The organism is Roseibium algicola (assembly GCF_001999245.1).
GTDB classification, from domain to species: Bacteria; Pseudomonadota; Alphaproteobacteria; order Rhizobiales; family Stappiaceae; genus Roseibium; species Roseibium algicola.
In genome coordinates, this window is record NZ_CP019630.1 from 4,723,246 (window position 1) to 4,737,481 (window position 14,236).

The 14,236-nt window shown below is 59.2% G+C and carries 13 protein-coding genes and 1 riboswitch; of the genes, 10 read left to right on the forward strand and 3 right to left on the reverse strand.

What is annotated here, in order from left to right; all coding sequences use genetic code 11:
* Positions 1-282 precede the first annotated feature (282 nt).
* The 3 genes from B0E33_RS21855 (at position 283) to B0E33_RS21865 (ending at position 5,142) form a co-directional block, all read left to right on the forward strand.
* Positions 283-2,580: a xanthine dehydrogenase family protein molybdopterin-binding subunit gene (locus B0E33_RS21855; protein ID WP_055655322.1), complete on the forward strand. Its 2,298-nt coding sequence runs from the start codon at positions 283-285 to the stop codon at positions 2,578-2,580.
* 198 nt (positions 2,581-2,778) lie between these two features.
* Positions 2,779-4,035, forward strand: a complete 1,257-nt coding sequence (sbmA, locus tag B0E33_RS21860; protein WP_023000637.1) for a peptide antibiotic transporter SbmA — start codon at positions 2,779-2,781, stop codon at positions 4,033-4,035.
* A 105-nt stretch (positions 4,036-4,140) separates the two neighbouring features.
* The gene (locus B0E33_RS21865) at positions 4,141-5,142 is read left to right on the forward strand and encodes a DMT family transporter (RefSeq protein WP_051990128.1); all 1,002 of its coding nucleotides are present in this window, start codon (positions 4,141-4,143) and stop codon (positions 5,140-5,142) included.
* A gap of 231 nt (positions 5,143-5,373) precedes the next feature.
* Here B0E33_RS21865 and B0E33_RS21870 read toward each other — a convergent pair whose 3' ends face one another.
* Both B0E33_RS21870 and B0E33_RS21875 read right to left on the reverse strand, forming a co-directional pair.
* Entirely contained in the window at positions 5,374-5,781 is a 408-nt protein-coding gene (locus tag B0E33_RS21870) for a hypothetical protein (protein WP_023000640.1), read from the reverse strand.
* A gap of 21 nt (positions 5,782-5,802) precedes the next feature.
* Positions 5,803-6,039, reverse strand: a complete 237-nt coding sequence (locus tag B0E33_RS21875; RefSeq protein ID WP_023000641.1) for an Lrp/AsnC ligand binding domain-containing protein — start codon at positions 6,037-6,039, stop codon at positions 5,803-5,805.
* A gap of 207 nt (positions 6,040-6,246) precedes the next feature.
* Positions 6,247-6,357, forward strand: a riboswitch (TPP riboswitch).
* 68 nt (positions 6,358-6,425) lie between these two features.
* On the opposite strand from B0E33_RS21875, the gene thiM reads away from it, so the two are divergent.
* The 5 genes from thiM (at position 6,426) to B0E33_RS21895 (ending at position 11,093) form a co-directional block, all read left to right on the forward strand.
* Entirely contained in the window at positions 6,426-7,199 is a 774-nt protein-coding gene (thiM, locus tag B0E33_RS21880; protein WP_077292414.1) for a hydroxyethylthiazole kinase, read from the forward strand.
* Between the two features lie 36 nt (positions 7,200-7,235).
* The gene (gene thiD, locus B0E33_RS21885) at positions 7,236-8,042 is read left to right on the forward strand and encodes a bifunctional hydroxymethylpyrimidine kinase/phosphomethylpyrimidine kinase (RefSeq protein WP_077292415.1); all 807 of its coding nucleotides are present in this window, start codon (positions 7,236-7,238) and stop codon (positions 8,040-8,042) included.
* A 1-nt stretch (position 8,043) separates the two neighbouring features.
* A complete protein-coding gene (locus B0E33_RS21890; RefSeq protein WP_023000645.1) occupies positions 8,044-9,150 on the forward strand; it encodes a TRAP transporter substrate-binding protein in 1,107 nt (368 codons plus the stop codon).
* 33 nt (positions 9,151-9,183) lie between these two features.
* Complete coding sequence (locus tag B0E33_RS30985) at positions 9,184-9,522, forward strand: hypothetical protein (protein ID WP_156912464.1); 339 nt, start codon at positions 9,184-9,186, stop codon at positions 9,520-9,522.
* Positions 9,523-9,818: 296 nt separating this feature from the next.
* Entirely contained in the window at positions 9,819-11,093 is a 1,275-nt protein-coding gene (locus B0E33_RS21895; RefSeq protein ID WP_208984211.1) for an OmpP1/FadL family transporter, read from the forward strand.
* Positions 11,094-11,164: 71 nt separating this feature from the next.
* Here the strand turns inward: B0E33_RS21895 and B0E33_RS21900 are convergent, their stop codons facing one another.
* Positions 11,165-11,944, reverse strand: a complete 780-nt coding sequence (locus B0E33_RS21900) for an SDR family oxidoreductase (protein ID WP_077292416.1) — start codon at positions 11,942-11,944, stop codon at positions 11,165-11,167.
* Between the two features lie 269 nt (positions 11,945-12,213).
* Here B0E33_RS21900 and B0E33_RS21905 point away from each other — a divergent pair, with 269 nt between their 5' ends.
* Together B0E33_RS21905 and B0E33_RS21910 are read left to right on the forward strand one after the other, a co-directional pair.
* A complete protein-coding gene (locus B0E33_RS21905) occupies positions 12,214-13,017 on the forward strand; it encodes a UDP-2,3-diacylglucosamine diphosphatase (RefSeq protein WP_023000648.1) in 804 nt (267 codons plus the stop codon).
* Positions 13,014-14,063 (forward strand): glycosyltransferase family 4 protein, encoded by a 1,050-nt coding sequence (locus B0E33_RS21910; protein ID WP_055655308.1) that lies wholly within the window; start codon positions 13,014-13,016, stop codon positions 14,061-14,063. The genes B0E33_RS21905 and B0E33_RS21910 overlap by 4 nt, the downstream gene beginning before the upstream one ends.
* The last annotated feature ends 173 nt before the right edge of the window (positions 14,064-14,236 follow it).

Sequence of the window (14,236 nt, forward strand, 5' to 3'; positions counted from 1 at the left end):
CGGCGGCTTGGTTTCAGCGTTTCTCCGCGTGTGCAGCAGCTCACCCACCTATCGCATGCTTCAGGGGAGGGACTGGCTCGTGTTGATGGATGGGCCATTGGCACCGAATGAGCAAGCCGTCTCAGCCCCCACAGCTTGCCCGGAAAAACAATTGTGCGAAGCAGAATTGTCCAAACCTCTGGCCACGTCGGCTTTCGGGCACTATGTTGAACAAAACCGGCGCTCCCGGCGCGTGGATATTTCCCAAGGGAAAGTCTTCCCAATAAAAGCAGGTCCAGATTCATGAACCAGATGGTCACTCCGAAGTTCGGTGTTGGCGCCCCATTGCGCCGCAAGGAAGATGAGCCGCTCATAACGGGCAAGGGCATCTATACGGGCGATTACATGCCGGAAGGCTGCCTGCACGGGGTCGTCGTTCGGTCCGCCATGGCGCATGCGCGCATCAGCCTTGGAAATGTGGACGAGATCCGTGAGATGGACGGTGTCCGGCTGGTGCTCACCGGAGCCGAGCTGGAAGGTCGGACGATGCCTTGCCGGGCGCGTCCGAAGCAGATCGACGGCTCCAATTTCGCAGCGCCCGATCAGCCTGTCCTGTGCTCCGACGAAGTACGCTATGTGGGCGATGCGATTGCCTTTATCGTCGCGGACGATGTCAACGCAGCCCGGAATGCCGCCGAGATGCTGGAAATCGACTACGACCCGCTGGACGTTGTCGTCGGGATCGAGCAGGCCCTTGCACCGGACGCCGTGAAGGTCTGGCCGGAGTTCGGCACCAACGTCGCCTTCACATACGGTCAGGGTGATCAGTCCAAGACCGACGCTGCCTTCGAAAAGGCTGACAAGGTCGTTTCCATCGACGTCGTCAACAACCGGATCGTCGCCAACTACATGGAACTGCGTGGCTGCGTTGCCGAATTCGACGCTGCGAGCGATCGGTTCAAGCTGACGGTCGGCACCCAGGGCGGTCACGGACTGCGTGACATCATCTGCAGCATTCTGGATCTGGAAGCTGACAAACTGCAGGTGATCACGCCGGAAGTCGGTGGTGGCTTCGGTACCAAGATGTTCTGCTACCGCGAATACCCACTGAGCATGGTCGCGGCTCGCGAACTTGGACGGCCAGTGCGCTGGACGGGTGAGCGCATGGACCACTTCGTGACGGATGCGCATGGCCGGGACAACGTCACCCACGCGGAACTGGCGCTGGACGCCGATTGCCGGATCCTGGGGCTCAAGGTGCACGTCAAGGCTGCCATGGGTGCCTATCTGCACCAGTTCGGCCCGTTCATTCCCTTCGTCGGCACATCGATGACCTCCGGTCTCTACGATATTCCGGCCGTCTTTGCGAAGGTCGAGGGCGTCTACATGCACACGGTGCCGACGGATGCCTTCCGCGGCGCGGGCCGTCCGGAAGCTGCCTATCTGATCGAGCGCCTGATCGAGAAGGCGGGAGAGGAAACCGGTGTCGGATCGGTAGAGATCCGCAAGCGCAATTTCATCAAGCCGGAGCAACTGCCTTACACGACCCAGACCGGGCGAATGTACGACACCGGCGATTTTTCCGGCCACCTGCAAAAGGCGCTGGAAGTTGCCGACTGGGACGGCTTCAAGGCCCGGCAGGACGACAGTGCGAAGCACGGCAAGTACCGCGGCATCGGCATCTGTTCCTATATCGAGGCCTGTGCCTTCCCTGGCAGCGAGGAAGCCACCCTTGAGCTCAACGACAAGGGTACGTTGACGTTGCTGATCGGTACGCAGACCAACGGCCAGGGCCATGCAACGGCCTACAGTCAGGTGATCGCGGAACAGTTCGGCATCTCCATCGAGGACATCGACGTTATCCAGGGCGACACCGACCGGGTGCGCAAGGGGGGCGGCACTGGTGGGTCGCGCTCCATCCCCATCGGCCTGCCGTCTGTCCGCGATGCGGGCATTGCGCTGGTCAAGAAGGTGAAGGAACTTGCCGCTGACCGGCTTGAGGCCGGGATCGAGGATCTTGAACTCGACGGTGGCATGGTTCGTGTGGTCGGAACCGACCAGCAGGTGACACTAGCCGAGATTGCGGCAGGCGCCGGGGAAACCCTGACCGCCCGCGAAGAGGTCAATCAGACCGAGGCGACCTATCCGAACGGCACCCATGTGTGCGAGGTGGAAATCGATCCGGATACCGGTGACGTTGCCATCGTCAACTACGTGATCGTCGATGATTTCGGTGTCACGGTGAACCCGCTTCTTCTGGCCGGTCAGGTGCATGGCGGTGCGGCCTCCGCACTCAGCCAGGCTCTGTGCGAACAGACGATCTACGACGAAGACGGCCAGCTTCTGACGGCTTCGCTACTCGACTACCGCATGATCCGTGCGGCAGACCTGCCGGACATTCACTTCGAGACCCGCAACGTTCCATCGACCACCAATGCCATGGGCATCAAGGGCGCGGGTGAAGCGGGAACCATCGGCGGCTGTGCATCGGTCATGAATGCCGTGCAGAAGGCGCTGAAGGACGGAGCAGGGGTCAGTGAGCTGATCGACATGCCGGCAACCCCGCTTCGCGTGTGGGAAGCCATCCAGGCAGCAAAATAACGGAAACTGAAAAAGGCGCCCTTTCGAGGCGCCTTTTATCTTTCAGGCAGCAAGTTGACACCGGTAAAGCCCGGTTCTCAAGATTGTGTCTGTGGTTTCTTTTAAATAAACGTATGAATTATCCGGTTCTTGCCGCAATCTTGCGGTTCATCGGTGCGTGGCGCGAATCCTTCCGCTTCAAGAAATAGGATCCTCCCGTTGTTTCAGTCCTTCTTTCCCAAGCCCAAACTTTTCTTCCTGTCTGCCTTCCTCTGGTCACTCGCCGCAATCCTTGCCTGGTACGGGTTTGCTGAAGGACTGACAGAAACACTGGGCTTCGGCACGCCGCCACAGGGTGAGCAACCACCCATCGGGCTGCCCTATTTCGTCACACCTGATTTTCTTTGGTTCTATATCTATTACGGCATCTGCACGCTGCTCTTCGGCGGTTTCTGGTGGATGTTCTCTCGCGACCACCGCTGGCAGATCTGGTCGATCTGGGGCTCGTCCCTGATCATTTTCATGACCTACTACAGCGTTCAGGTGTCAGTCGCGATCAACAACTGGCGCAGACCGTTCTTCGATACGCTGCAAAACGCGCTCAATGGAGAGGAAAGCGGTGTCACCGCAGCAGACTTCTACAACCTGATGCTGATCTTCGCGCAGATTACATCGGTCTGGGTCATTCTCTACATCTTCACGCGCTTCTTCGTCAGCCACTACGTCTTCCGCTGGCGCACGGCGATGAACGACTACTACGTCGAAAAGTGGTCGAATGTGCGCCACATCGAAGGTGCCTCGCAGCGTATTCAGGAAGACACGATGCGCTTTGCTTCCATCATGGAAGGGCTTGGCGTTGCATTCATCGACTCGATCATGACACTGATTGCCTTCTTGCCGGTGCTGTTTGCGCTTTCAAGTCATGTCTCGTCCCTGCCGATCGTAGGCGAAATTCCGGCGCCATTGTTCACCGCGGCAATCATCTGGTCGCTGTTTGGGACGGTTTTGCTCGGCCTTGTCGGCATCAAGCTGCCCGGACTGGAGTTCCACAACCAGCGCGTCGAGGCAGCCTACCGTAAGGAACTTGTGTACGGGGAAGATCATGAAGATCGCGCCAATCCGGCGACCTTGCGCGAGCTGTTCGGTTTTGTCCGGCAAAACTATTTCCGGCTCTACTTCCACTATCTCTATTTTAACCTGGCCCGCGGCATTTACCTACAGTCGGACAACATCTTCTCCTATTTCATCCTCATTCCGACGATTGTGGTGGGCAAGATCACCTTTGGTATCGTGCAGCAAATCCTGACGGCCTTCAGCCAGGTGTCCTCGTCCTTCCAGTTCCTGGTGAATTCCTGGACGACGATCATCGAGCTCCTGTCCATCTACAAACGTCTGAAAGGTTTTGAGGTCTCCATTGCCGAGCGGGAGCTCGCGGTTGCCGGTGGCACCACTCCTGAACCGGGGGCGCAAGCTTAAGGTCAGGTCTGCGCAAGACGTTCAAGCCAGTTTTCTGTCCCGGCGGTTCCGCGGTCCGACGCACCGCCCGTGGCTTCATGAAGAGCGCCGGGCCTGGAAGTTGTCATGGCGTTCTTGAGCCAGAAGTCCCGTTTCTCCGGACCTCCGGCGCCTACCGGGATGACCCGGCAGGCACCTCTTATCGGAATATCGCTGAAAGTAGCCTCCACCATGGTGTTCTTCGTCATGGCAACGGCCCTCAAGATCGCCGCCGAGACGGTGCCGATCGGTGAGCTTGTGTTCGCACGGAATTTCTTCGGGCTGTTTCCGGTGCTGATCATGGTGGCGATGCGCCGGGAGTTGGGGCTCGCCTTTCGAACGGCCAACCCGCTGGGACATCTTACCCGGGCGTCCGTCGGCCTGACGGCGATGGTTTGCGGCTTTACCGCGTTGTCTCTGCTGCCCTTGCCGGATGCGACGGCGATCGGCTTTGCATCGCCGCTCTTCGTGGTGGTGCTGGCGTTTCTGCTCCTTGGCGAAAAGGTGCGGGTCTATCGCTGGAGCGCAGTCGGTGTCGGCTTTGTCGGCATTCTGGTTGTGCTGTCACCGCATCTGGGTGACGCGGAGTTGGACAGCAACTCGATGATCGGGGCCTTGATCGGCCTGACAGGAGCCGGCTTTGCCGCGCTCGCCATGATCACCGTGCGCAAGTTGTGCGAGACGGAGCGCACGTCCACGATCGTTACCTGGTTTGCGGGCATGTCGTCCGTATTGTCGCTGCTCACGCTGCCGTTGGGCTTTTTGCTGCCGGGTCAGGCCTGGATCATTCCGGACCTGCCCACGGCAGGTCTGCTTCTGCTGATCGGCCTTGCAGGTGGTGTCGGCCAGATCCTGCTGACGCAGAGCTACCGGTTCGCGGATGCCTCCACCATTGCCCCGTTCGACTATGTCAACATGCTGTGGGCGATCATTGTCGGTTGGGTAGTGTTCAGCGAAACGCCTTTGCCTGCAGTGGTGCTGGGGGCGCTGATCGTGATTGCCGCCGGTATTTTCGTCATCTACCGCGAGCACAAGCTCGGGCTGGACCGGACAAAGGCACGCCGGGCGTCATCGCCCTCGCGTTCGTAGGGGGAGAGACAAGAGGGCAGGTCCCGCTGTCTTCCCCGTCATTCCGGACAAGCACAGCAATGCTGTGCGCCGATCCGGAATCCAGACTTATTTCGCGCCTTAGGCGCGGCATTAAACAAAGAGAGAAGAGTTCGCTTTGCTCACGCTGATGCGCTGGATCCCGGATCGGCACGCAGCTTTACTGCGCTTGTCCGGAATGACGGCGAATGCGGGTGGTTTCCGAAATCGGCCTTACTGCGACTTGTATTCGAACCGCTCAACAGCGCTCTTGGTGCCGTCCTTGAAGATCAGCTGCACGCTGATCGACTGGGCCGACCCCAGGGGCAGCTCCAGATAGGGCTTGTCCTTCAGAACGACATTCTGGTTGTCCGGGTCACAGGCTTCCAGTTGCCATTCCTGCTCAATCGGGTCGTCGTTCAATCCGTAGAAGACATAGTCGATGCCGCACTTCCAGGATTCCAGGTGGGTGAAATAGATCAGCTCCTGGCCCTGCCAGTCGCGGAATGACACCCAGTTGGCTTTGGTAAGGTCCAGGATCTGCTTGATCTGCTCCGGTGGCATGCCTTGCGCGGACGCGGTCGAGCCGATCGGAGCAAGAGCGAGGGGCAGGCAAAGGGCGGCGATTTTAATGAGTTTCATGGAAAATTTCCGGGTCTGAGTTCAGAAGGCCTTGAAGGTAATGATGGTTTTGGTGTCCTGAATGCCGTCGATCGGGTGGACCTTCTCGTTCACGAAGTGGCCAATGTCCGAGCCGTCGTCGACATAGAATTTCACCAGAAGATCGTAGTCGCCGGAGGTGGAGTAGACTTCGGACGCAATTTCCGCATCGGCGATCGCATTGGCGACCTGGTAGGTCTTGCCCAACTGGCATTTGATCATCACGAAAAACGGTACCATGGGGCGCTCCGGGCAGTTGGTGTTTGAAGGGGGTGAACGTGTCACCTGAACCATCAGCCGGGCTGTTCGGTCAGCCAAACATGCCGGGCAACAGATTCACGAAAGCAGACTAGGACATCGCCTATCTCCTCCCGCCAGTCAATTGCCGAGTAGCCGCTCTGCACAAGCCGGGTCTTGCAATCGCACGGCCGGCTTGTTAGCAGTGCAATCATCTCATGGGGGTGCCCGGCCATCCTGGACCGGGCTGAGAGGCGGCCTGCCAACTCCTTGAACCTGATCCGGCTGATACCGGCGGAGGGATTTGAGATCATGATGCACACACCACTCCCTTCAACACGTCCTTTCCGGAATACCGGCAACGGGCTTTCTGTCGCAGGAGAGCCGTCATGAGCCTTTCCGTTGCTGCTTCCACGCAAGCCCTGAGCGCCGAACAGGTCTTCACCCTTCTGGAAAGGGTGCGGCAGAAAACGCCGCGCGTTCACGCTATCACAAACGCGGTCGCCCAGAGTTTCACCGCCAATGTGCTGCTTGCGCTAGGCGCGGTTCCTTCCATGACCATCGCGCGGGAGGAAGTTGCGGCCTTTGCCGGTGGGGCTGATGCACTGCTGGTGAACCTCGGCACCCTTGACGAGGAACGCCGTGCAGCCATTCCGCTAGCGATCGAAGCTGCCCGGACGGCCGGACGTCCGGTTTGTGTCGATCCGGTCTTCGTCAACCGGTCACCCGTGCGCTGCGTCTATGCGCGCGAATTGCTGGGCGTGAAGCCGGATCTGGTGCGGCTCAATCCGGAAGAACTCACTGCTGTCTTGCCGGATCGGGCGGATGCCGATGCATTGATCGAGGCCGGAACGGTTTTTGCGGTCACTGGCCCGGAAGACAGGGTCGAGAGCCGCGGCGAGGATTTCCTGCTGCGCAACGGCGATCCACTGATGTCACGCGTGACGGCCACCGGCTGTGCCGGCGGTGCGGTTCTGGCGGCGTTCCTGAGCATCGAAAAGGACAGGGCGCTTGCAGCTGCTTGCGGACTGTCCGTCTTCAACATTGCCGGCGAAATCGCTGCCGGCCGGTCAGGCGGGCCAGGCAGTCTGGTGCCGGAGTTGCTCGACGCACTCTATTGCCTGACTGACCGCGACATTGAAGCCCGTCTCAAGACCGGCTGACGCAGGCTTTTCGGCATCTACTCCCAGGAGGTTCCCATGACCGCAATTGCGGTAACCATTGCAGGATCGGATTCCGGCGGCGGAGCCGGCATTCAGGCTGATCTCAAGACCTTTTCCGCAAATGGCGTCTTTGGTGCCAGTGTTATTGCAGCCCTGACGGCGCAGAACACGCTTGGCGTCAGCGCCATTCATGATGTGCCGCCGGAGTTCGTGCGGGCCCAGATGACGGCCGTCTTTTCGGACCTTGCCGTCAAGGCGACAAAGATCGGCATGCTGTCGCGTGTCGATACGATCGAGGTGGTAGCTGAAGGGCTTCGGGCACATGAGACAGGCCCGGTTGTGCTTGACCCGGTGATGGTGGCTGCCTCCGGTGACCCGTTGCTTGCCGACAGTGCGGTCGACACGCTGATTGCCTTGCTGCTGCCGCTGGCCGATATTGTTACCCCGAACCTGCATGAAGCTGCCCGCATGTTGCAGGGCGACGTTGCCGCGGACGAAACGCAAATGCAGGCGCAGGCAGAACGTCTGCTCGGTCTTGGAGCCAATGCGGTTCTGCTCAAGGGCGGGCACGGGTCTGGCGCGAATAGCGCCGATCTGCTTCTGGATCGCAACGGCAATGCGGTCTGGCTCAGGTCAGAGCGGATCAAGACCGATAACACGCATGGCACCGGTTGCACCCTGTCATCCGCGATTGCCTCGGGTCTCGCCAAGGGGCAGGACATGGAAGCGGCCGTCAGGTCCGCAAAGTCCTATATTCAGGCCGCCATCGCCGCTGCCGACACACTTCACATCGGCAGTGGTCACGGGCCAGTCCATCATTTTCACGCGTTCTGGAGCAAGTGAGATGACCGATCAGCCAAAGACCGAAACCGGACGGATCAGCCGTCGCGGACTTCTGGGGGCTTCCGCCGCCGCCGGTGCAAGCGCATTGGCCGCCCCGGCGGTGGCGCAGGAGCAGGCGACGCTGGAATGGAAGATGGTCACGTCCTGGCCAAAGAACTTGCCAGGGCCCGGGGTCACGGCGCAGCGCATTGCCGACAGGATCGAGTTGATGTCCGGCGGTCGCCTGCGCGTTCGGCTTTATGCTGCAGGGGAACTGGTGCCGGCTCTGGGCGTGTTCGAGGCTGTCTCGGCGGGGACGGCGCAGATGGCGCACACGGCCTCGTTTTTCTGGCAGGGCAAGATCCCGGCTTCGGTCTATTTTACCGCGATCCCCTTCGGTTTGCTGCCGCATGAGCATATCACCTGGATTGAGCAGGGGGGCGGCCAGGCGCTTTGGGACGAGCTTTATGCCCCGTTCGGACTAAGGCCCGTAATGGCCGGCAACACCGGCGTCCAGATGGGTGGCTGGTTTAAGCGCGAAATCAACACTCTTGACGATCTCAAGGGGCTGAAGATCCGCATGCCGGGCCTTGGCGGCGAAGTGATGCATCGGCTTGGGGCGACGCCTGTCAGCCTGCCACCTGCAGAGTTGTTCCAGGCGTTGGACAGCGGCGTGCTGGATGCGACGGAATTCCTGGGTCCCTGGTCGGACAGGGCAATGGGGTTCCAGAAAGCAGCCAAGTCCTACTACACGCCGGGGTTCCATGAACCCAACGGCACCGGTGAAGCGCTGTTCAACAAGGTGGCGCTGGAAGGTCTGCCGGAAGACCTTGGCGCAATCGTTCTGGAGGCCTGCAAGGCAGAAAACGGCCGCTCGCTTGCAGAAAGCGATTGGGAGAATGCAGGCGCACTGAAGCTCCTGCAGGAAGAGGACGGCGTTACCGTCCGTCCTTATCCGGACGACGTTCTGGACGCTTTGCGGGAGACTTCGGCAGTCGTGCTGTCCGAGTTCGCGAGCAAGGATGCGCTTAGCCAGAGGATCTACGACAGTCATATGGCTGCGCGGGCACGCCTTGCCCCCTGGAGTGACGTTGCCATGCGTCGCTTCCTCGAAGCTCGCGACAGCTAGGCTTGCCGCTTGAGGTCGCAAACAAGGAATGGAGTGCGGTCCTGGACCATCTCTTTCTGCGAGCCGGTGCAACCCACCGGTTCGCAGCTTGCAACCTGCCTTGCCGGAAAAGCTGTAATTGGCCGGACAGTGGCGCTGCGCCTGCTGACAAACATCCTGACAAAAATTCAATTTCGAATGGAAAGACTACTGCCCAACGGTGTGCCGACGCGATTTCCGTTAGGAAAGGTGATTGGCGTTTTTACCAAGGAATATCAAGGGACTTGTCCTACAAAAGATCCACATTCCGTCACGAAACCTGTGGCAAAGCCGCAACGATTCACCGTTAAATTACGTTATCGGAAACTGACATTTCGAGTGCCTGTTTTTTAGGCAAATGTTTGAAAGTGTGTCGGTGCGATGGCGAAGAGACTCTGAACCTGTCGTTTTTGAAGTGTTTTGAATGTCTACGCAGCAATACCTACCAGAAAAGCTGCGCATTTCGCATTGCAGCATGAAAAAACGACCGCATAACTGACGTAAATATTCAGTTGAAACGGACGGCATTCTCCTAAAACCCTGTCTCAGGTTGTCATCAAGCATCCGGTGGCTAGGGGATGGGAGGAAACTCAATGCCGTGGGTAAACAAGAAATCAGTTCTACTTGCTTCTACAGCTGTAGCTCTATCAATGGTTGCAAGCTCTGCGTTCGCAGGTGGTTTCGCACTTAGAGAGCAGAGTGCCTATTATCAAGGAATGTCTTTTGCGGGGAACGGAACGACGGGTGAGTCCATCTCCTCGATGTTCTGGAACCCGGCAACGCTGATTGGTGCGGGCAAAGGGCTTACGATTGAATCGCACAGTTCTTTCATCATGCCTGAGTCCGATATCGACGGAACCTTTACGCCCGGAGCACTGACAACCGTCAATGGTGCGACCAGCAGCACAGCGGGCAGCGGCGACATTGCATCGGATGCCTGGGTACCGTCCACCTACACAGCTTACCGCTTCAATGATCAAGTGGTGTTCGGCCTTGCCGTCAATGCGCCGTTCGGGCTTAGCACCAAACCGGAGCAGAACTGGGCAGGCCAGTATTATTCCCGATCATCCGAAGTGTTCTCGGTCAACGTTAATCCGGCCATCGCCTATCAGATCAACGACATGTTCGCTGTCGGTGTCGGGGTCCAGGCGCAGTATCTGCAAGTCCGGCTGAAATCGGCCTATCCGTTCTCTACCTCTGCGGCGACGACCGAGTTCAAGGGGGAAGGCTACGGCATTGGTGTCACCGCGGGCCTGACTGTGCGGCCTTGGGAGGGGACCGAGATCGGTCTTGGCTACCGGTCCGCGGTCGCCAACAATCTCGACGGGTCCTACATCAACCCGGGCGGGCGCTTTTTTGCCGGCATGACCCCGGTTTCCTTCGCGGGCAATCGTGCAGGCATCGAGGCGACAGTCGTCACGCCAGAAACCGTTACTCTGTCGGCAAGTCACCGCATCAACGATACCTTCAAGATCGCCGGTACGGTTGAATGGACCAACTGGTCCCGCCTGAAGACAGTGCATCCGAGCAGTGATGGCGGCACGGCAACCACCAATCCGACCGGTTTGCCAAACCTGGAATTCAACTACGACGACGGTTGGTTCTTCTCGGTGGGTGGCGAGTACAACTGGAACCAGCAGGTTACCCTGCGTGCAGGTGTCGGCTACGAGCTTTCGCCGATCGATGAGGCCATTCGTTCCACGCGTTTGCCGGACAACGATCGTCTGTGGTTGTCGGCCGGTATGACATGGTCTCCGTCGGACAATCTCGCTTTCGACATTGGCTACTCACACCTGATACCAGCCGACACCAAGATCGATATCTCGGGTAACCACCAGGACTACAATTCCAATATCGGTACATACACAGGCAAGGTCGATAGCCAGGTGAACATCATCTCGGCCGCGCTCAGATACACCTACTGAGCGGAAACCCGCTGATAAAAACAAACAAGGCCGGGGCATATGCTCCGGCCTTTCTTCATGACTTTGGACGCTTAGAACGCCGCCGGATAGAGCCCGCCATCCATCAGGATGTTCTGGCCGGTGATGTAACCGGCATGGCGGGAGCACAGGAAAGCGCAGGTCTGGCCGAACTCCTCGGCTGAACCGAAACGTCTTGCCGGGATTTCCGCTGCCTGTGCCGCCCGGACATCCTCGATGCTTTTACCTGACTGCTGCGCGGCGCGCTCGAAGCCGCCTTTCAGACGGTCGGTGTCCATCTTGCCGGGCAGCAAGTTGTTGACCGTCACGCCGTGGGGGGCAAGCTGGCGGCAGACGCCGGCCAGGAATGCCGTGAGCCCCGCCCGAGCACCGCTGGACAGATCGAGCCCTTCGATCGGCATCTTTACCGAAAGCGAAGTGATGTTGACGATGCGGCCGAAACCACGCTCCTTCATGCCGGGGACAACCACCTGGATCAGCTCGATGGGGGTGACGAAATTCTGCACCACACCTTCCATCAGCGCCGCACGGTCCAGCTCGGAATAGTCGCGCCGGGGCGGGCCACCGTTGTTGTTGACCAGGATGTCCGGATCCGGGCAGGCCGCCAGAAGCGCTTCTTGTCCCTCCCGTGTGGAAACATCCGCTGCGATGGCGGCAACGCTCACGCCGAAGCGGTTCTGCAGCAGGGTGCGGGTTTCTTCCAGAACCGTTTCGTTACGTCCGTTCAGGACGATATCGCAGCCTGCTTCCGCCAGTGCTTCGGCGCAGCCCTTGCCGAGGCCGCGGCTTGACGCACAGATGATTGCCTTTTTGCCCTTGAGGCCGAGGTCCATGAACGTTCTCCTTGATGCAGGTTGGACATGCTTTGTGGCTGGCAAAACCCGATGCTGTCAAATGCCGTCAGGGACATATGGAGCCGGTCAGCATCCGGCAAGATGTTCGTGAAGCAACGGAATGAAGTGAGGGAGGCCAATACCCGATCCGTGCCGGTGTTAATCATTAAGCTGGAAAACAAACAGGCCCGGGGAAGTCTCGCCGTTTGTCATAATAGTGATACTTGAATCGCGTCTATAGCGCTCCAAAGGGAATTTGGAGAAGTGCTATGTCTACCGCTGAGGCATCGCGGCATTACCGGGCCTTGTTTATTTCCGACGTCCATCTTGGCACGCGCGGTTGTCAGGCGGAGATGCTGCTGGACTTTCTGAAGGACAATGAAGCCGAGACCATCTACCTGGTCGGCGACATTGCCGATGGCTGGCGTCTGCGGCGGTCCTGGTACTGGCCACAGCTTCACAACGACGTGGTGCAGAAGATCCTGCGGAAGGGGCGCAAGGGAGCGCGGGTCATCTATATTCCGGGAAATCACGACGAGTTTCTGCGCAGCTTCCTCGGTACGCATTTCGGCGGTGTCGAAGTGACCGACAGCATCATTCACGAAGCTGCCAACGGCAAACGCTATCTGGTCATTCATGGTGACCAGTTCGACGTGGTGATCCGCCATGCCAAGTGGCTGGCCTTCTTTGGCGACAAGGCCTATGTGACCGCGCTCGGCGTCAACACCTGGCTCAATGTGGTTCGCCGCCGTCTCGGCCTGACTTACTGGTCACTGTCCGCCTGGGCCAAGTTGAAGGTCAAGAACGCGGTCAGCTTTATCGGACGTTTCGAAGAAGCCCTGTCCGACGAGGCGCGCCGGCAGGGCGTCGATGGCGTCATTTGTGGTCATATTCACCACGCCGCGGACCGTGATATGAACGGCATTCACTACATCAACACGGGTGACTGGGTGGAAAGCTGCACTGCGGTTGCCGAGCACCACGATGGAACATTTGAGGTGATCCGATGGGTGGACCGTACCCAGGAGGAGGCCGTGCCGGCGAAAGCCAAGGAAGCACCGGTCGCCGCATGAGTTCCATTCTGATTGTGACGGATGCCTGGCATCCCCAGATAAACGGTGTGGTTCGCTCGCTGGAGCGCACAGCCGAAGAACTCGAGAAGATCGGCGTGCGGGTGGAATTCCTGACCCCTCAGGAATTCACGACGCTGCCTTGTCCGACCTATCCGGAAATTCGCCTGTCGTTGACCCATCGCGGCATCGTGCGCCGGAAGATCGAGGATTACGGTTGCGAGCATCTGCACATTGCAACGGAAGGCCCGCTCGGGCTTCTGGCGGCAAGCGTCGCCAAGAAGGCTGGGCGCCCGTTCACCACGAGTTACCACACCCGGTTTCCCGAATATGTTTCAGCCCGGCTCCCGGTTCCGCTGACTTGGTCCTACAGCTGGCTGCGCCGGTTCCACAATTCCGGCTGCGGCTGCATGGTCGCCACACGGTCGCTGGAGCAGGATCTGCGTGATCGTGGTTTTACCAATCTGATGCGCTGGTCGCGCGGCGTGGATGAGCAGCAGTTCAAGCCTTACGAGGGCTCCGTTCTGCCAGCCGACCTGCCGCGTCCGGTGTTCATGTATGTCGGCCGGGTCGCAATCGAAAAGAACATCAAGGCGTTTCTGGATCTCGACCTGCCGGGCTCGAAGGTGGTGGTCGGTGGAGGCCCACAGCTTGACAGTCTGCGCCGGGAGTACCCGGGGGTGCATTTTACCGGTTCCAAGGTGGGCGAGGATCTCGCAAGGCATTATTCCGACGCGGATGTCTTCGTGTTTCCCTCACTCACCGACACTTTCGGCAACGTGATGCTTGAGGCCCTGGCCTGCGGCGTGCCGGTTGCCGCTTTCCCGGTAATGGGCCCGCTCGACGTCATCAGCGATACGGGGGCGGGTGTCTTGTCGGAAGATCTGCGCGAAGCGGCTGAAGCCGCGCTGGATATCCCACGCGAACATTGCCGCACGATTGCCATGAATTACACCTGGGCGGCCAGCGCACGTCAGTTCCTGGACAATTGCATTGAAGCCCAGGACATACACAACGCCCGTACGACGCAGGGAAAAGCCGCCGAATAAGGCGGCTGCCCTGATGTGCAATGACGTCGCGCAGTGCGGCAAACGAAATTGACACCAAGACAAGTTCCCGCTGGAACTGCCCGCTTTCCTGTGAAAACACTTGCATCGAGACCCGGCCCTGAAAGGGGCCGAGGCATTGCCTTGTACGCTTCTGCGGCAGGCCTCCAAGCAGT